Raw genomic sequence first — 16,607 nt, forward strand, 5'->3', positions numbered from 1 at the left:
CCCAGGGGGTCACCCGGTGGCGGCCGGGGTGCGGTCGTGGCGCCTGTACTCGGCGATGACCTCGGGGGCGGCGCGTTCTGCGGCCGCGATGACCTCGTCCAGGTCGGTGTCGGGGCCGATCATGGTCACGATGTACTCGTGCCAGGTGCCGTCCGGGGCCAGGGCGCTGCCGTAGCCGAACCGCCAGAAGTCGCTGGTCTCCTCGTCGTCCCAGCGGTCGGCGCCGGGCACCAGGCCCAGCAGGAGGCGTTGCCCGCAGGCCAGGTCGAGGATCCCGACGTGGCCGCTGGCGTGTTCGGACCAGTCGATGGGGTGATCCACCACGGTGAAGGGGCCGGAGAGGGTCGTCGGGGTCATCGGACGACCTCCTCGAACGCCTGGGCGAGCACGTCCGCCGGATAGGTGTTGACCGAGCCGAAGGTCGCGTCCTGCCGCTTGACGGGCTCCTCGCCGCGGGAGCGCAGGATCCTGCCCGCCACGGCTCCGACCCTCTGCAGGTGAGGGCGGTTGGTGGGGCGACCGTTGAGCTTGGCGTAGCCCAGGGCGGTGAACCAGTCGTGCTTGCCTTCGATCGCGGCGACCTTGGCTTCGGTGACGTCCTGGCGGCCTTCGACGGCGACGATGCGCTGCCGGTCCTCGCGAAGCCGGTCGATCATCCCCTGCAGGACGTCGAGGTCGTCCCCGGTCGGCTTCTGCTCGGCGACCTCGGCTTCGCGGGTGCGGACCGCGAAGTACGCCTGTGCGGCGGCGACCTCGGGCTTGTTGGGGTCGCCGTTCATCGCCACCAGGTAGGCCGCGAACCGGGTCAGCTTGAAGTCTTGCCGCCGCTGGCCGAGGTTTCGGGATCCCGAAACCTCATTGGCCTCCCGGAACGCATCATCGGTGTCGACGCCCTGGTTTCGGGCCGACGCCATGGCGCGCTCGATCGCGGGCTTGAGGTTCTTCCACTGGGCGTAGGCCATGAGGGCCTGGAGCTTGCGGGCGCGCCAGATCTCGGCGCCGTCGGCGTCGACCTCCTTGATCGAGTCGAACGGCGTAGCGCCGGGCGCGGGAATGGTGATGGTGCTGGACATGCTGCTTCCCCCCGGAAGTCAGATGTGCGAAGCCGCCGCTCGGCGCTGTGGGCGCGATGGGCGGCTGGGGAGAGCAGGCGGCGGGCGCCTGCGGCGGCGGCTCGGGGCCGCATGGCAGGCGTCAGGCGGAGGCGCGGTCGAGGGAGCGCTGCTCCTCGATGTAGGCCACGACCTCGCTGCGGTAGGCCACGATGCGGCGGTTCATGCGGAACAGGTAGGGCGCGCGGCCCTGGTTCCGCAGCCAGCGCAGGGAGGCTTCGGAGGTGCGCATGAGCTCAGCGACCTCGGGGAGCAGCAGGAGCCGGTCGTCGACACGGTTGTTCGAGGTCACGGCGGGTCCGCCTGAATGCGGTTGGGGTGCTCCTGTAGCCTGGGTGCGCATACCCGGACTCCAATCATTGCCTGGCGAGGCGGTTGGTGGGTTGTGCATCGGGCCCCGCGGCTGCCACTGCGGGGCCCTTTCTTGTACGCCAGGGGGTCTGCCAACCACCCCGGCTAGGTCGCTGCGAGGCGCCATCTTGGGGCCTCACGGAACGACCATAACCCACGTCAACCCCACCCGCCACGCCAAGGTGGCAGCGTGGCGTTCAATAGCTTGGGCAGTGGTGTGCAGGTAGCTGTCTGACCTGCATGTTCGAGCTTCCGTAAGGATTTTCGACTGATCTGACGTGCTGGAACGCCGGGCGTGTCGCGGATGTGCGCTTCTGTTGCACTCGCCCGATCTTTGGCTGGCCCTCGGCCTGGCGGCCCCCTGTGCATAGATTGGACCTAACTTGGCTCTGCCTTGCACATAGTTGCCCAACGCTGCACACTGTTGCAGAGGGATACTGAGGGCTGCTGGCCTCTGCTCCTCGCTGCGCTTCGATGCAGCCCGACTCCTTGAGAGGAACCCCATGGCAAGCTCCATCGGCGCTCTACTGCGCGAGCGTCGGCAAGAGATCAACGTGAGCCAGAGCGATCTGGCCTGGCTGGCGCGCGTCTCTCGCGGCACCGTCTCCAACCTTGAACGCGAGAAGGGGGAGGCAGTCAGCTACATCGCCACGAGCAAGGTCGCTTCCGCTCTGGGGGTGCACAACGAGGGGTGGCGTCCTGAGGGGGGCAGCTTGGAGCCCACCGTCGAAGCCCAACTCCTACGACGGATGATCGCCTGCATCCTTGAGATCCGCGACGGCGTCGAGGGGGCCGAGGGAGACCGGCATGCTGCTCGCCGTATCGCCGATGCCCTCACTAAGTTCGTAGACCGCTTTGAAGACGAAGACGTTTTTGATGTGGATGATGAAGCGCGATATGCCAGGGATGAGCTCGCGAATGCCGTGGCGATCAGGCTTGATGAACGCAGGCCAGCCGATGCGGCGGTCATCTCATTCTTCGAGGACCTTGGGTGGTCTCCAGACGACCGTCTTCTCCCTCAGGCGGAATACGTACTGGAAAATGCGGCGTCTAGGACTCCGGAGTCCACGTTCGACGTAAAGCGCCAGGGTGCGTTGCGCCCGGAGAGGAGCTCATCGAGTCAATCAGCTATCTACGAGATGCTCAAGCATGTTCAGCAGCGTATCGACCAGCTCACCGAGCAACACATGAAGGTTGTCGGTGCTTTCCAACGGCTCCCGTTGCGCGTCCAACATGAGATCATGAACGGAACTGTCGCTGACTCAAGCGTTACCGACATTGCCGGTGGAACGGCGGTGCAGCTCTTCATGCGAAAGGATGAGACCGGAGTAGATCTCGTTCATACAATCCTTGACCTGAAATCGTGGGAGCAGATATCCACGCTGACTCAAGACGTGTTTGAAGCGGCCAATAAGAGGGGTGTGGATCTTTTGACCGACCCTGTTGCCGTTTTTGATGTCGTGCAGATGCTTCTTCTGGATTATGCCACTTCCCCCGATGCTCGTGACCGATTGAAGCAGGATAATCCTGAGCGGTATGAGTACCTGAAGAAGCAGTATCCCGACAAGTTCCCGGACTAGTCTGGGAATGCAGGAGGTTGCTGATGGCGAGACCGAGTAGCGGCCAGGCGGTCAAGCGCTGCGCGTGCCGCGACCCCGAGACCGGCAAGCAGCTCGGCACCCGGTGCCCAGAGCTGTCGAAGCGGGGCCACGGCAAGTGGTGGGGTCGCTACACAGCCCCCGCTGGCCCCAATGGCAAACGGCGCCGCCCCTGGGTCGGCCCGTTCGACACCAAGACCCAGGCCCTGGAGAAGGTGCGCGACGCCCTCACCGACGCCGACGCCATCGGCTTCGTCCCCGACCGCAACGTCACAGTGACCGCCTACCTGCGCGGCTGGCTCGACTCCAAGAAGAAGCTCAAGGCCTCCACCCTGGACTCCTACCGCGAGGCCGTCGAGCTCTACTACATCCCCGCCCTGGGCCACCTGAAGCTGATCGACCTGCGCGACCACCACCTGGCCGAGCTCTACCGCGCCATTGGGCAGATCAACCGGCCCATGGAGGACGGTGAGCAGCCCTCGGAGGTACTACGGCGCCTCGTGGCCGCCAGGGCCCTCTCGAAGAGGAAGCTTGCCGAGGGCGAGAAGCCGTCCCTGAAGCGTCAGCGTCCGTTGTCCGCGGCGCGTATCCGCCGGATCCACGCCGTCATCTCCTCGGCGCTGGGCACCGCCAAGAAGCGCAAGCTGATCTCGGTGAACCCCGCCGACTTCGTCGAACTGCCCCGCGTGGCCAAGACCAAGCCGCAGGTGTGGACCAACGAGCGCGTCACCCGCTGGCAGCAGACCGGCAAGCGCCCCGCCCGGGTGATGGTGTGGACCCCCCAGCTCGCAGGCGCCTTCCTGGACTTCTGCGAGCAGCGCGAGGACCGCCTGTACCCGCTGCTCCACCTGGTGGCCACGCGCGGCCTGCGCCGCGGCGAGGTGGCCTCGGCGCTGTGGGTCGACACCGACCTGGACGGCGCCAAGACCATGAGCGTGCTCGCCGGCCCCGAGGACGACGACGAAGGGCCCAAGACGGAGAAGTCGGTGCGCACCTTCAGCCTGGACGAGGCGAACATCGCTCTGCTGCGGCGCTGGCGCAAGCAGCAGGAGGCCGAGCGCTCGGCGGCCGGCGAGGACTGGATCGACTCGGGGCGGATCTTCACCCGCCCCGACGGCTCCCCGCTGCGCGAGGACTACCTGTCGCGGCACTTCCTACACCTGGTGGAGGCGGCGGGGCTCCCGCCGATCCGCTTCCACGACCTCAGGCACTGCTCGGCGAGCTTCGCCCTGGCGGCCGGGGTGGACATGAAGGTGGTCTCGGCGACGCTGGGGCACGCCCGGTACAGCTTCACCGCGGACACTTACACGAGCGTGGTCCCCGAGGTGGCGGCGGCCGCCGCCGAGGCGACCACGGCGATCATCCCGCGGGGACCCCGTTGAGACCGAATGGACTCACGTCGGACTCACACAGCCACCGCTACACAAGGAAGGGGCCCGGCGCTGCGCACCGGACCCCTTCTGACCTGCGGAGGATGAGGGATTCGAACCCTCGATCGGGTTGCCCCGAAACCGCATTAGCAGTGCGGCGCCCTAGGCCTCTAGGCGAATCCTCCTCGGCGGAACAAGACTACAGACTCCGATGACAGACGTGCAAAACGAATCGGAGGAGGGCGTGCCGGGTCGGCCCCGGAACCGAGGCGGAGGGTGGGCGGCCGCCTGTGCGCGTTCACGTCGTGGCGCGGGCGATCGTCAGGTCCGCGTCCTCCCGCAGCTTCCGGACCGCCCGGGACACCGTGCTCTTCACCGTGCCGATCGTCACCCCCAGCCGGTCGGCGATCTGCGCCTCGGTCAGGTCGTCGTAGTACCGCAGCCGCACGATCTGCCGCTGCCGGTCCGGCAGCCGTTCGATCGCCCTGTTCACCGTGTCCGCCAGGTCCGAGCGCCCCGTCGGGTCGTCCACCCGCTGCTCGGGGATCTCGTCGGTCGGGTACACCTCCAGGCGGTTCCGCCGCCACTCCGAGATCTGCGTGTTCACCATCGCCCGCCGCACGTACCCGTCGCGGGCCTTCGGCGTGGAGATGCGGTCCCAGGCGAAGAACGTCTTCAGCAGGGCCGCCTGCAGCAGGTCCTCGGCGTCGGCGTGCCCCGGCGTCAGTGAGCGCGCCATCCGCAGCAGGGCCGGACCCCGGTCGTTGACGTAGGCGGTGAACTCCTCGTATCGCGTTCGCCGCACCGTCTCGGCCATAGGATCACCGGCCCATTCGTTCGCGTACGTGCTTTGTGTCACATCTGCGCCTTGATCACCACTTTTCCACGGTCGGGGCAATCCGCAGCAAACGCCGCCGCCATGATCTGGCAAACCGGATCGCCCGCGGACGCCGGGATCGCCTGCCACTCTGGGGTTCGCGGTGCGCACGCGGAGCGTGGGCGCACGAGGGCCGCGCGTGTCGGCCGCGCCGTCGCGCATCCGACGGTGAGAATGGAAACGGGCGCTGCGGGCACTCGGGGCGAGGAGGGGCGATGTCAGTAGATGTCCAGGAGCGGCGGAGGTTCACCGCCGCGCTGCTGGGGGAGGACGCGGCCCCGCCGCCGAGCGGTCCCGCGCCCCAGGTGGTGCGGGGCGTGGCCGTGCACATCACCGCGCACATGCTCACCGTCGCCACGCTCGACGGCGAGGAGCGCTTCCTCTTCGAGCGCACCACGTCCTTCTGGCGCGGCCGGGACGTCGGCCCCGAGGACGTCCGCGTCGGCGACGACGTCCTGGTCCGCTGCGGCGGGACCGGCCGCTGGGTGGTCGACCGGCTCTGGGCGCAGCTCGGCCGGGTCACCGGCACCATCGTCTCGGCCGATGAGGACGCGGTGGTGGTCGACCCCGGGCACGGGCGCCCACGGGCCGTCGCGGTGATCCCGTACCGCTCGTCGGGCCGGATGGCGGTGCGCCACCCCGTCCTCGAACCGGGCTACCTGTTCGACGCGGTGGGCGTGCGCGAGCGCGGCACCGTGCACACCACGGTGCCGGTCACCACGCAGCCTCCCCGGCCCGCCGCCCGCATGCCCCGGCGCCCGCCCGCGCGCCGCGTCCCGAGCGCGCAATCGGGCATCGTCACCTGGTACGACCCGGCGTTCGGGCGCGCGGCGCACACCGACCCGCGCGCGCACGCCTGCGGCGCCGCCTACCCCGCCCTCGACCCCGGCTCGGACTGCGGGCCGGCCTGCGACCGGTCCGAGCCGTGCCTGCCGCTCCCGCTGCTGTCCCTGGGGGCGACGGTGGCGGTGCGCAACGACGACACCGGCGTGTCCGGCGTGTACCCGGTCCTGAACTGCGCCTCGGCGGCCGCCCGCTTCTGCGACCGCTGCCGCGAGGCCTCCGGTGACGCGAGCGGCCGCCTGGCCGAGCTGACCCTGCCGGCCTTCACCGCCCTCGGAGGGCGCCCGGAGGTCGGCTGCTTCGCCGCGACCATGGAGGCGGGATGACCCCGGCCGAACTGATCCAGATCCAGCCGCCGCTCGTCGCCCTGCTGCTGCTCCTGGGGGCCGCCGCCAAGGCGGTCGACCGGACGGGCGGCGGGGGGCCGGTGTCGCTGCTGCCCGGCGCCCTGCACCGGCCCGCGTCGGCGGCCACCGCCCTGCTGGAGGCGGCGCTGGCCGTGCTCCTGCTGTCGGCGGCCGGGCCGGTCGGCGCCGCGGCGGGGTGGGCGGCCGCCGGGCTGTTCGCCTTCTCGGCGGTGCTGCTGGCCGTGGTGCGGCGGCGGGACCCGCAGATGAACTGCGGCTGCTTCGGCGGCCTGAGCACCGAGCCGGTGGGGTGGCGCACCATCGCACGGGCCGCCGTGCTGGCCGTGGCCGCCGTCGGGGCGGCCGTGGCGGGCGGCGGCGGTCTCCAGGCGCTGGCCGGCCTGACGGGCGCCCAGGCTGCGGTCGGCGCCGCCGAGCTGGCCGTGCTGGCGGTGCTCTCTCCGGAGCTGCGGGAGGCGGCGGTGCGCGTGTTCGGCCGGGAGGCGTGCGCGGTGCGCCGGGTGCCGGTGCGGCGCAGCCTGGCCCGGTTGCGCCGCAGCGAGGTGTGGCGGGCGAACCGGGTGGTGGTCGACGGCACTGATCCGGTGGACGTGTGGCGGCACGGATGCTGGCGGCTGATGCGCTTCACCGGCCGCCGCAACGGCCGCCCGGTGGACGCGGTGTTCGCCGTCGAGCTGCGCGGGCGCCGTCCGCGGGTGCGCGCCGCGGTGAGCGACGCCGAGACCCGGGTGACGCTGGCCGTGCTCGGCGAGGTGGCCGAGGAGGGCGGCGCGCCGCTTCCGCGCACCACCGGCGGGGCGCCCCAGGCGACCGGCACCGTGGTGCCGACCGGCCCACCGGCCGTTCCGGCCCCGTCGGAGGGGGCCGGGGACGAGGGGGCCGAGCAGGAGCGCGGGGGCGGTCCCGAGGGCGCGGAGGAGCCCGGCGGGCCGCGCGTCCCCCGGGCCAGGGTCGGGGCCCACAGGGCCGGGGGTCAGGCGTCCGGGCCGTCCGCGGGGATCTCCACCGGGAACGGTGCCGGGGCCTCCAAGGCCTCCTCCAGCGACCGGTAGAAGGCCGCCGCCGAAGGGGCTCCCCAGTCGACCCGGCGGAGCAGGTGCCGGTCGCCCGGCGGGGGAGCGGGCCGGTCGGCCCGGTGCTGTGGGAGGCGGGGGGCACCGGCGGTGCGCCGGTGCGTGCGACGTTCCAGGTTGTGCGCTGCCCTCGACATCGTCCCCCGCCCCCTTACCCATACCCTCTCGAACACCTGTTCGATCCGGGACCGATCCTACAGGACCTTCTCCTCCCGCTCCACCGCCGACGCGGCGAATCCGGAGAGGAGTTCCCCGTAGTCCCCCTTCTCGTCCGGGCCCAGGACGGTGGCCGCCCCCAGGTGGCCGCCGTTCCGGTAGACGACGCTGTACATCCACACCGTGTCGCCCCCGGTCTCGGTCTTGACGGCGAACGCCCGCGACGCGTCGCCCACCGGGTCCATGTCGACCTCCGAGACGGAGTAGGAGGACGTGGAGCCGTCCTCCATCGTCGCCTTGTACGACGCGCACTCCTTCTCCGGTGTGACCGTCTGCAGCGCCTCGTCCGCCACGCCCTCGGGCACCTTCAGCAGGGTGTGCGAGACCGTGTCGTCCCCGCGCGCGAAGACCGCCACCGACGCGGGGGCCTTGCGCACCTCCGGGAGGCTGCCCCAGGAGGTGGCCGCGTCCATGCACTCGGGTTTGTCCAGGTCGGTGGAGGAGCGCAGCTCTTCGGTGCGCTCGACGCCCGACAGCTTCCCGTAGGTTCCGCGCTCGCCCGCCTCGGGGACGACCTTGGCGTCCTCGTACTGGACCAGCTGCGCCTCGCCCAGCCTCTCGGCGGCCTCGGCTCCGGGGCCGCGCTCCTCGCCCTGGCCGCCTCCGCCGCCCCCGCAGGCGGCGAGCGCCGCGACCAGGACCGCCGCGGCGGGGGCCGCGACCGCCGCCGTGCGCGCTGCTCGGGGGTGCTCCATGGTGCCTTTTCCTGTTCTGTGCGATATTGCCGCTGAGGTCCTGGGCCGCCCCGGCGAGGGCTTTCCACGCTGGGTAGCCTTGACCTTGCACAGAGTATCGAGGAAGGACAATGGTGTCGGAGCGGAATTCGCCATATTTCCGGGCTGTCCTCGACCAGGTCCCCGGCTACAAGCCCGGGCGCACGGCCGTGGGCCCCGACGGGCGCTCGTTCAAGCTCTCGTCCAACGAGAACCCCTACGACCCGCTGCCCTCGGTCGTCTCCGCGATCTCCGCGGCCGCCGCGGAGGCCAACCGCTACCCGGACGCCGGGGTCACCGGCCTGACCGAGGCCCTGGCGCGCCGCTTCGGGGTGCCCGCCGACCACGTCGCCACCGGGGCCGGGTCGGTCGGGGTGCTCCAGCAGCTCCTGCAGGCGGTGGCCGAGCCGGGGGCCGAGGTGGTCTACGCCTGGCGCTCGTTCGAGGCCTACCCGCTGCTGACCGCCCTGTCCGGGGCGACCGCGGTGACCGTGCCGCTCACCGGCGAGGCGCACGACCTGGACGCCCTGCTCGCCGCGGTCACCGACCGCACCCGCATGGTGCTGGTGTGCAACCCGAACAACCCCACCGGCACCGCGGTGCGCGAGGAGGAGCTCACCGCCTTCCTCGACCGCGTGCCCGACCACGTGCTGGTCGTCCTGGACGAGGCCTACCGCGAGTACGTGCGCGACCCCGCCGTCCCCGACGGCCTGGACCTGTACCGGGACCGCCCGAACGTGGCCGTGCTGCGCACCTTCTCCAAGGCCTACGGCCTGGCCGCGCTGCGCGTGGGCTTCCTCATCGGGCACCCGCACGTGGCCTCGGCGGTGCGCAAGACGCTGGTCCCCTTCGCCGTGAACCACCTGGCCCAGGCCGCCGCCGTCGCGTCGCTGGCCGCCGAGGACGAGCTGGCCGAACGGGTCGAGCGCACCGTCAAGGAGCGCACCCGGGTGCGCGACGCGCTGCTCGCCGACGGCTGGGAGGTCCCGCCGACCGAGGCCAACTTCGTGTGGCTGCGCCTGGGCGGCGACACCGACGCCTTCGCGGAGGCCTGCGCCGCCGAGGGCCTCGCGGTGCGGCCCTTCTCCGGCGAGGGCGTGCGGATCAGCATCGGCGCCCCGGAGGAGAACGACGCGCTGCTGGCCGCCGCGCACGCCTTCCCGCGCCGCAACACCGGCTGACACCTTGTTGTCGACCTCGGGAAAAACGCCCCTACCAGCGAGGTTCTAGCGTCGCTTCTCCCGAGATCAACGCGGCTTGGGCAGGCCCCTGATACGCCGAAGGGCCCCGCACCCGCGGGGCCCTTCGCGCGCCGGGCTACTTGCCCGCCTTGTCCTTGTCGAGCTTCTCGACGATGAGCCGGTACAGCTGGCGCGGGCGCCCGGGCTGCAGCGTCCGGTTCGGCGGCAGGGGCCAGGCCAGCCCCTCCTCGACCAGGGTGCGCAACAGCCGCCGGGCGGTGCGCGGGGTGACCCCCAGCATCCGTCCGGCGTTCTCGGCGTCGACGACCAGCGGCCCGTCCTCCTCGGCGATCCGCTCCGACAGCCGCATCAGGGTCTCGCGGCCCTTGGTGCGCAGGGGCTCGGGCGTCTGCTGGCGCTGGGGCGCGCGCTGAGCGGGCACCAGCGAGCGGCCCTCCCGGTCCACCGCGAAGCTCTGCCGGGTCGCCTGTGCGCGGCTGAGCGCCGCACGCGCGTGCGTCTCGGCGTCCTGGGTGGTGCGCCCCATGCCGATGCCCACCTCGATGGCGATGCCCAGCTCGGCCTTGATCCGCTCGACGAACGGGGGCTGACGGAACCCCTCGGTCGCCGAGACGAGCGAGCCGCGGGTGGCGGTGACCATGAAGGTGTGGTCGTCCACTGGGTGGGCGGTGGCGTTGATCCGGTGCGCCTCCTGCAGCAGCAGCCGGTGCAGGGCCAGGCGGAGCTCGTCGCGCCAGTACCGGGGGGTGGAGCGGCGGCTGGAGTCGCGGAGCGTGGGCACGTCCACGACCACCACCCCCAGCTGCGCCTCCTCCAGCCGGTGGTGCGCGCCGAGCAGGCCGGCGGTCTGCAGGGCGCTGCGCACCCCCGCGTTGGTGGGGCGCAGGCGCATCACGGGGACCCCGATGGCCTCCAGCCGCTCGGCCACCCCGCGCACGCAGGTGATGGCCATGCGGGTGGCCTTGCGCCGCCACAGCCCCTCGTGGAAGGAGGTGAGCTGGGCGGTGCTGGTGAGCTCCTCGTGCACGTGGATGCCGTCGACGGGCAGGTCCACCTCGGAGTAGGCCTCCACGACATCGGCCCGGCCGAGCACGTCCAGGCTGGCCCGGGTGGGGTCGTATCTCTCGTCCAGGGTGCCCCGCAGCAGGGCCTCGTGCAGGCTCGCCCCGCCGAGCGGCACGTAGGTGGCGGGCATGGTCAGCACACCCGCCTTGCGTGCGAACTCGTAGGGGACGGGACTGGCGAACAGATACGCGTCGATAGCCGACCCAAGGCGCAGGACCTTGTCGGTGGCCTCTTGCTCGTCTCGATAGGCGGCGGCGATGAGTCTGGCGTTGAGGGGGCCTGTCGACCCCGGGCCCATCAGCATGACGCGCTCGACGACCTCATGCGGGCCGATGACACCAATAGTCAAATCGCCAGTACGCTGCGCACTCACCTCGGGCTGCTCCCCGCTACCATTCCACGTTCTTCACTATGTGCGCCCACTGGTTCCCGAACCTGTTTCTGTCACGGCATGATTGCCGCGATCGTACCCATTGTGCGGGGCCAATGATGATCGTTTCACGCAGAAGACCGAAAGCCGAGGCGGGAGCGCCGTCGCCGTGCGCCTCCCACCCCGGCCTGAACTGGGGTGACGCGGTCTCAGGCGAGGTGCTCGCGCGTGACGTCGGCGCCCAAAGCGGCCAGGCGCGACGCGAACTGGGCGTGTCCCCGGTCGACCAGGTACCCCGGCGCCACCACGGTCTCGCCCTCGGCCACCAGGCCGGCCAGCACCAGCGAGGCGCCGGTGCGCAGGTCGTGCGCGGCCACCTCGGCGCCGCGCAGCTCGGTGGGGCCGTGCACGATCGCCCGGGTGCCCTCCACCTCGATCTTGGCGCCCATCTTGTTGAGCTCGTCGGCCAGCGCGAAGCGGCCGTCGTAGATGTTCTCGTGCAGGTAGCTCTCGCCCTCGGCCAGGGTGGCCAGCGCCATCAGCGGCGACTGCAGGTCGGTGGCGAAGCCCGGGTAGGGGGAGGTGACCGCGTTGATCGGGCGCATCGGCACCGACGGGTCGCGGCGCACGTGCAGCACCGCGCCCTGCTGGGAGAACTCCACGCCCATCTGGTCCAGCTTCCAGCGCGCGACGCCCAGGTGCTCCAGGTTGGCGCCGACCAGGCTGACGTCGCCGCCGGCGGCCGCGGTCGCCATGGCGAACACGCCGGCGTCGATGCGGTCGCTCATGATGGTGTGCTCGACCGCGGTGAGCTCCTCGACGCCCTCCACGGTGATGAACCCGGTGCCGCCGCCGCTGATCTTGGCGCCCATCGCGCGCAGGAACTCGATGACGTCGATGACCTCGGGCTCCAGCGCGGCGTGCTCGATGACCGTGGTCCCGCGGGCGAGCACGGCGGCCATGATGAGGTTCTCGGTGCCGGTGTGCGAGGGCGTGTCCAGGTACAGGTGGCCGCCGCGCAGGGACGGGGCGTCGATGGTGATGTGGTTGCGCTCCTCGTCCTCGACCACCTCGGCGCCCAGACGGGCGAAGCCGCGGTAGTGGAAGTCGAGTTTGCGGCTGCCGAGGTTGCAGCCGCCGACGCCCTCGATGCGGGCGCGGCCCATGCGGTGCATGAGGGCGGGGACGAACAGCACCGAGCCGCGGAAGCGGGCGGCGATGTCGGCCGGAAGGACGGCGCGCTCCGGGTCGCCCAGGCGGGAGGCGTCGATGACCGCCGTACGCTCGGCCTCGTGGAACTCGACCTTGGCGCCGACGTGCTCGGCCAGCTCCAGGGCGCGCCGCACGTCCTCGATGTTGGGGACGTTGCGCAGGACGGTGCGTCCCTTGCTCGCGAGCAGGGCGGCGCCGATCATCGGCAGCACGGCGTTCTTCGCGCCCTGGATGAACGCCGTCCCGTTGAGGGGACGGCCGCCGCGGACGCGGTAGCGAACCTCCTGGCCCATGCTCATGTGCTCCTTCGTGAGGCGGATGTGAAAGATCTCGACTTCGACGCGCCTACGCGGTGAGACGCGCTCTTTTCCCGGCTCGTTCCCGCCGTTATGCCGCGAACCCGGCGCGGCTAACGCGGTGCAGGTCGGAGGGATCGCATGGGCCGCCGTAACGGCGGATGATGTGGGAAGGTCCCATGCGTGCGCCGGTGGCCGCACCCCGGCAAAGGACGCGTTCCACTGTAAGCGCTCCGCGCGGCTGCCGGTGCCATCGTGCGCGGGATCACGGGCGCGGGGCGGGCTCCCGGCGTGTCGCGGCGGCCGGGGCCCGCGCCCGCGGTCAGCGCCCGTGGTCAGCCCACCGGGGCCGGTGAGCCCGTGAGCCGCTCGTAGACCTCCAGGTAGCGGTCCCGGGTGCGGTCGACGACGTCCTGGGGCAGCGGTGGGGGCGGCTCCTCGGAGGCCCGGTCCCACCCGGAGGCGGGGGAGGTCAGCCAGTCGCGGAGGACCTGCTTGTCGAACGACGGCTGGGGGCGCCCCGGCTCCCACCCGTCGGCCGGCCAGAACCGCGAGGAGTCGGGGGTGAACACCTCGTCGGCCAGCACCAGTGTCCCGTCGGCGTCCCGTCCGAACTCGAACTTGGTGTCGGCCAGCAGGATGCCGCGCTCCTCGGCCAGCTCCCGGCCGCGGCGGTACAGCGCCAGGGTCGCGGTGCGCAGCTCCTCGGCGAGGGCGGCGCCGTGGACGGCGGCCACCCGCTCGAACGAGACGTTCTCGTCGTGCTCGCCCACCTCGGCCTTGGTGGCCGGGGTGAAGATCGGCTCCTCCAGGCGCGACCCGTCCTGGAGGCCGTCGGGGAGCGCGACGCCGCACACCGTGCCGTCCGCCTGGTACTCGGCCAGGCCCGACCCGGCCAGGTAGCCGCGGGCCACGCACTCCACCGGGACCATGTCCAGGCGGCGGCAGACCAGGGTGCGGCCGCGCCAGTCCTCCGGAGCGCCCGGCGGGGGCGTGTCCGAGAGCACGTGCGCGGGGGCGATGTCGGCCAGCCGGTCGAACCACCACAGCGACAGCGCGGTCAGCAGCCGCCCCTTGTCGGGGATCTCGGTGGGCAGCACCCAGTCGTAGGCCGACACCCGGTCGCTGGCCACCATCACCAGGTCCCCGGAGGCGGTGGCGTAGAGGTCGCGCACCTTGCCGGTGTGCAGGTGCGTCAGCCCCGGGACCTCCACGGGGACGGGCCGCACGGTGAAGCCGCTCACGCCAGCTTCTCCAGCCGCTCGAACACGCCCGCCAGGCGCTCGGTGAAGCGCTCGGGGCGGCAGACCTCGTCCAGCCGGGCCTCGTCCAGCGTGATGCCGCGGGATCCGGCCTCCTCGCGCAGGGTCTGCCGGAACGGTGTGCCGGTGTCCCACGTGCGCATGGCGGCGCCCTGCACGACGGCGTAGACGTCCTCGCGCGACAGCCCGGTCTCGATCAGCTCGGAGACCACGGTGGAGGAGTAGATCAGGCCGTGCGTGGCGTCCAGGTTGGCCAGCATCCGGTCGCTGTCCACGACCAGGCCCGTGACCAGCTTCGTGGTCAGGTTGAGCAGGTAGTCGGTGGCGATGGCCGCGTCCGGCAGGCTGATGCGCTCGGTGGAGGAGTGCGAGATGTCGCGCTCGTGCCAGAGCGGGATGCCCTCCATGACCGGGACGATCTGCGCGCGAACGTTGCGCGCCATGCCGCAGATCCGCTCCGACATGATCGGGTTCTTCTTGTGCGGCATGGCGCTGGAGCCCTTCTGTCCCTTGCCGAAGGGCTCCCAGAGCTCGCGCACCTCCGTGCGCTGGCCGTGCCGCACCTCTAGGGCGACGGCCTCGCACACGGTCGCCATGATCGCCAGGCAGGAGACCCACTCGGAGATGCCGTCGCGCAGCACCACCTGGGTGGACACGTCGGCGGGGCGCAGGCCCAGCTTCTCGGCGACGTAAGCCTCGACCTCGGGGTCGATGTTGGAGTAGGTGCCCACCGGGCCCGAGATCGCCATCACCCCGACCGCCTCGCGCGCGCGGCGCAGGCGGTCCCGGGAGCGCGCCATGCCGAAGGCGAAGTCGGCGACGCGGTGCCCCCACACGTCCGGCTCGCCGTGGATGCCGTGCGTCCGGCCGACGCGCAGCGTGCCCCGGTGCGCCAGGGCGTGGTCGCGCAGCGCCGCCACCAGGGCGTCGGCCTTGGCGAGCAGGATGTCGGTGGCCTCGACGAGCTGGGCGGCCAGCGCGGTGTCGAGCAGGTCGGAGGAGGTCATGCCGAAGTGGACCCACTTGGCGGCCTCACGGGGCTCGGTGTTGTCGGCCCAGGCGGTGAGGAAGGCGATGACGTCGTGCTGGGTCACCGCCTCGATCTCGGCCACCCGCTCCGGGGTGGGCGGCGGCGCCTGGCGCACCGGCTCGACCGAGTCGGCCGGGATGGTGCCCGCCTCGGCGTGGGCCTCCATCACCAGGGTCTCGACCCGGCACCAGAGCTCGTACTTGTGGGCGTCGCTGAAGACGCGCCCGATTTCCGGAAGGGTGTAGCGCTCGATCACGACTACATTTTTGCAGGCATCGGGAGCCCGGGCGTGTTGTGTGGGTCACGGCCTCCTGCGCGATGGCCATGACCCGCGCGGCACACCCCCAGGCGCGGCCGGGCCGCGTCAGGCCCCGCTCTCCTTGGCGGCGGCCTCTTCTGCGATGTCGGTGCGGTGGAACGAGCCGCGCAGCTCGATCTTGGAGAGCGCCTCGTAGGCGCGCCCGCGCGCGGCCGCCAGGGAGTCGCCGGTGCCCACGACGTTCAGCACCCGGCCGCCGCTGGACACGATGGTCCGGTCGGGCCCCCAGGCGGTTCCGGCGTGCAGGACGTAGGCCCCGTCGACCGCGTCCGCCTCCGCCAGGCCGCCGACGGTGTCGCCCTTGGCGGGGGATCCCGGGTAGCCCTCAGAGGCCAGCACCACGGTGACCGCAGCGCCGTTGCGCCACTCAAGGGACGTGATGCTCCCCAGGCCGCCGGTGTCGGCGGCCTGCAGCAGCGTCCCCACCGGGGTGGCCAGGCGGTCCAACACCACCTGCGCCTCGGGGTCGCCGAAGCGGGCGTTGAACTCCACCACCTTGGGGCCCCCAGAGGTCAGCGCCAGGCCGACGTAGAGCAGCCCCTGGTACCGGTGGCCGCGCTTGGCCATCTCCCGGATGGTGGGGCCGACCACCTCGTTCATGACCTGCTCGGTGAGCCCGTCCGGGGCCCAGCCCAGCGGGGCGTAGGCGCCCATGCCGCCGGTGTTGGGGCCGGTGCCGCCCTCGTGGGCGCGCTTGAAGTCCTGGGCGGCGGGCAGCGGGATGGCGTGCACCCCGTCGCTGAGCACGAACAGCGACACCTCGGGGCCGTCCAGGTACTCCTCGACGACGACGCGCCCGCACTCGCGGGCGTGCCGCTCGGCCTCGGCGCGGTCCTCGGTGACCACCACGCCCTTGCCCGCGGCCAGGCCGTCGTCCTTGACCACGTAGGGCGGGCCGAAGGCGTCCAGGGCCTCGGCGGCCTGCGCGGGGGTGCGGCAGATCCGCGCCCGTGCGGTGGGCACCCCCGCGGCCTGCATGACCTCCTTGGCGAAGGCCTTGGACCCCTCGATCCGCGCGGCCTCGCGGTCCGGCCCGAAGACCGGGATGCCGCGGTCGCGCAGGGCGTCGGCGACCCCGGCCACCAGCGGGGCTTCCGGCCCGATGACCACCAGCTCGGCCCGGATGCGGGCGGCCAGCTCGGTCACGGCCAGGCCGTCCACGGGGTTGATCACGTGGTTGTCGGCCAGGGCCGAGATGCCCGGGTTGCCGGGAGCGCAGTGCAGCTCGGTGACACCCGGGTCGAGGGAGAGGGCTCGGACGAGGGCGTGCTCGCGGCCTCCGCCGCCGAGTACCAGGGCTTTCACGTAACGGACCCTTTGTGTGTCGTGG

The 16,607-nt window shown here is 71.8% G+C and carries 15 protein-coding genes and 1 tRNA gene; 5 read left to right on the top strand and 11 right to left on the bottom strand.

The window, feature by feature from the left end; genetic code table 11:
- Positions 1–9: 9 nt before the first annotated feature.
- The 3 genes from O4U47_RS14525 to O4U47_RS14535 form a co-directional block, all read right to left on the bottom strand.
- Entirely contained in the window at positions 10–357 is a 348-nt protein-coding gene (locus O4U47_RS14525; RefSeq protein ID WP_270678384.1) for a hypothetical protein, read from the bottom strand.
- Positions 354–1,073: a hypothetical protein gene (locus tag O4U47_RS14530; RefSeq protein WP_270678385.1), complete on the bottom strand. Its 720-nt coding sequence runs from the start codon at positions 1,071–1,073 to the stop codon at positions 354–356. Before O4U47_RS14530 ends, O4U47_RS14525 begins: the two co-directional genes overlap by 4 nt.
- Before the next feature lie 121 nt (positions 1,074–1,194).
- Positions 1,195–1,404 (bottom strand): helix-turn-helix transcriptional regulator, encoded by a 210-nt coding sequence (locus tag O4U47_RS14535; protein ID WP_270678386.1) that lies wholly within the window; start codon positions 1,402–1,404, stop codon positions 1,195–1,197.
- A gap of 562 nt (positions 1,405–1,966) precedes the next feature.
- On the opposite strand from O4U47_RS14535, the gene O4U47_RS14540 reads away from it, so the two are divergent.
- Both O4U47_RS14540 and O4U47_RS14545 read left to right on the top strand, forming a co-directional pair.
- Positions 1,967–3,043, top strand: coding sequence for a helix-turn-helix transcriptional regulator (locus O4U47_RS14540; protein ID WP_270678387.1), 1,077 nt, complete (start codon positions 1,967–1,969; stop codon positions 3,041–3,043).
- A 23-nt stretch (positions 3,044–3,066) separates the two neighbouring features.
- Positions 3,067–4,443, top strand: coding sequence for a tyrosine-type recombinase/integrase (locus O4U47_RS14545; protein ID WP_270678388.1), 1,377 nt, complete (start codon positions 3,067–3,069; stop codon positions 4,441–4,443).
- A gap of 86 nt (positions 4,444–4,529) precedes the next feature.
- Here O4U47_RS14545 and O4U47_RS14550 read toward each other — a convergent pair.
- Positions 4,530–4,616, bottom strand: a tRNA-Ser gene (locus tag O4U47_RS14550).
- A 113-nt stretch (positions 4,617–4,729) separates the two neighbouring features.
- Complete coding sequence (locus tag O4U47_RS14555; protein ID WP_270678406.1) at positions 4,730–5,248, bottom strand: SigE family RNA polymerase sigma factor; 519 nt, start codon at positions 5,246–5,248, stop codon at positions 4,730–4,732.
- Between the two features lie 275 nt (positions 5,249–5,523).
- Between O4U47_RS14555 and O4U47_RS14560 the strand changes: the two genes are divergently transcribed.
- Together O4U47_RS14560 and O4U47_RS14565 are read left to right on the top strand one after the other, a co-directional pair.
- Positions 5,524–6,477, top strand: a complete 954-nt coding sequence (locus O4U47_RS14560) for a hypothetical protein (RefSeq protein ID WP_270678389.1) — start codon at positions 5,524–5,526, stop codon at positions 6,475–6,477.
- Positions 6,474–7,571 (top strand): MauE/DoxX family redox-associated membrane protein, encoded by a 1,098-nt coding sequence (locus O4U47_RS14565; protein ID WP_270678390.1) that lies wholly within the window; start codon positions 6,474–6,476, stop codon positions 7,569–7,571. The genes O4U47_RS14560 and O4U47_RS14565 overlap by 4 nt, the downstream gene beginning before the upstream one ends.
- 215 nt (positions 7,572–7,786) lie before the next feature.
- Here O4U47_RS14565 and O4U47_RS14570 read toward each other — a convergent pair whose 3' ends face one another.
- Positions 7,787–8,503, bottom strand: a complete 717-nt coding sequence (locus O4U47_RS14570) for a hypothetical protein (RefSeq protein ID WP_270678391.1) — start codon at positions 8,501–8,503, stop codon at positions 7,787–7,789.
- A gap of 110 nt (positions 8,504–8,613) precedes the next feature.
- Here O4U47_RS14570 and hisC point away from each other — a divergent pair, with 110 nt between their 5' ends.
- Positions 8,614–9,702: a histidinol-phosphate transaminase gene (hisC, locus tag O4U47_RS14575; protein ID WP_270678392.1), complete on the top strand. Its 1,089-nt coding sequence runs from the start codon at positions 8,614–8,616 to the stop codon at positions 9,700–9,702.
- A 136-nt stretch (positions 9,703–9,838) separates the two neighbouring features.
- Here hisC and O4U47_RS14580 read toward each other — a convergent pair whose 3' ends face one another.
- From O4U47_RS14580 to purD, 5 genes are all read right to left on the bottom strand, one after another.
- Positions 9,839–11,092: a transcriptional regulator gene (locus tag O4U47_RS14580; RefSeq protein ID WP_270678407.1), complete on the bottom strand. Its 1,254-nt coding sequence runs from the start codon at positions 11,090–11,092 to the stop codon at positions 9,839–9,841.
- A 275-nt stretch (positions 11,093–11,367) separates the two neighbouring features.
- Positions 11,368–12,669, bottom strand: a complete 1,302-nt coding sequence (gene murA, locus O4U47_RS14585) for a UDP-N-acetylglucosamine 1-carboxyvinyltransferase (RefSeq protein WP_270678393.1) — start codon at positions 12,667–12,669, stop codon at positions 11,368–11,370.
- Positions 12,670–13,001: 332 nt separating this feature from the next.
- A complete protein-coding gene (locus tag O4U47_RS14590) occupies positions 13,002–13,910 on the bottom strand; it encodes a phosphoribosylaminoimidazolesuccinocarboxamide synthase (protein ID WP_270678394.1) in 909 nt (302 codons plus the stop codon).
- The gene (purB, locus tag O4U47_RS14595; protein ID WP_270678395.1) at positions 13,907–15,214 is read right to left on the bottom strand and encodes an adenylosuccinate lyase; all 1,308 of its coding nucleotides are present in this window, start codon (positions 15,212–15,214) and stop codon (positions 13,907–13,909) included. Before purB ends, O4U47_RS14590 begins: the two co-directional genes overlap by 4 nt.
- Positions 15,215–15,322: 108 nt before the next feature.
- A complete protein-coding gene (gene purD, locus O4U47_RS14600) occupies positions 15,323–16,582 on the bottom strand; it encodes a phosphoribosylamine--glycine ligase (RefSeq protein ID WP_270678396.1) in 1,260 nt (419 codons plus the stop codon).
- Positions 16,583–16,607 lie beyond the last annotated feature (25 nt).

The organism is Nocardiopsis suaedae, from assembly GCF_027706745.1.
GTDB classification, from domain to species: Bacteria; Actinomycetota; Actinomycetes; order Streptosporangiales; family Streptosporangiaceae; genus Nocardiopsis_A; species Nocardiopsis_A suaedae.

Bases quoted from the DNA above. Each gene is read 5' to 3' on its own strand.
- O4U47_RS14525 (WP_270678384.1), bottom strand. From the start codon at position 357: ATGACCCCGACGACCCTCTCCGGCCCCTTCACCGTGGTGGATCACCCC.
- O4U47_RS14530 (WP_270678385.1), bottom strand. From the start codon at position 1,073: ATGTCCAGCACCATCACCATTCCCGCGCCCGGCGCTACGCCGTTCGAC.
- O4U47_RS14540 (WP_270678387.1), top strand. From the start codon at position 1,967: ATGGCAAGCTCCATCGGCGCTCTACTGCGCGAGCGTCGGCAAGAGATC.
- O4U47_RS14545 (WP_270678388.1), top strand. From the start codon at position 3,067: ATGGCGAGACCGAGTAGCGGCCAGGCGGTCAAGCGCTGCGCGTGCCGC.
- O4U47_RS14555 (WP_270678406.1), bottom strand. From the start codon at position 5,248: ATGGCCGAGACGGTGCGGCGAACGCGATACGAGGAGTTCACCGCCTAC.
- O4U47_RS14560 (WP_270678389.1), top strand. From the start codon at position 5,524: ATGTCAGTAGATGTCCAGGAGCGGCGGAGGTTCACCGCCGCGCTGCTG.
- O4U47_RS14565 (WP_270678390.1), top strand. From the start codon at position 6,474: ATGACCCCGGCCGAACTGATCCAGATCCAGCCGCCGCTCGTCGCCCTG.
- O4U47_RS14570 (WP_270678391.1), bottom strand. From the start codon at position 8,503: ATGGAGCACCCCCGAGCAGCGCGCACGGCGGCGGTCGCGGCCCCCGCC.
- hisC (WP_270678392.1), top strand. From the start codon at position 8,614: ATGGTGTCGGAGCGGAATTCGCCATATTTCCGGGCTGTCCTCGACCAG.
- O4U47_RS14580 (WP_270678407.1), bottom strand. From the start codon at position 11,092: ATGCTGATGGGCCCGGGGTCGACAGGCCCCCTCAACGCCAGACTCATC.
- murA (WP_270678393.1), bottom strand. From the start codon at position 12,669: ATGAGCATGGGCCAGGAGGTTCGCTACCGCGTCCGCGGCGGCCGTCCC.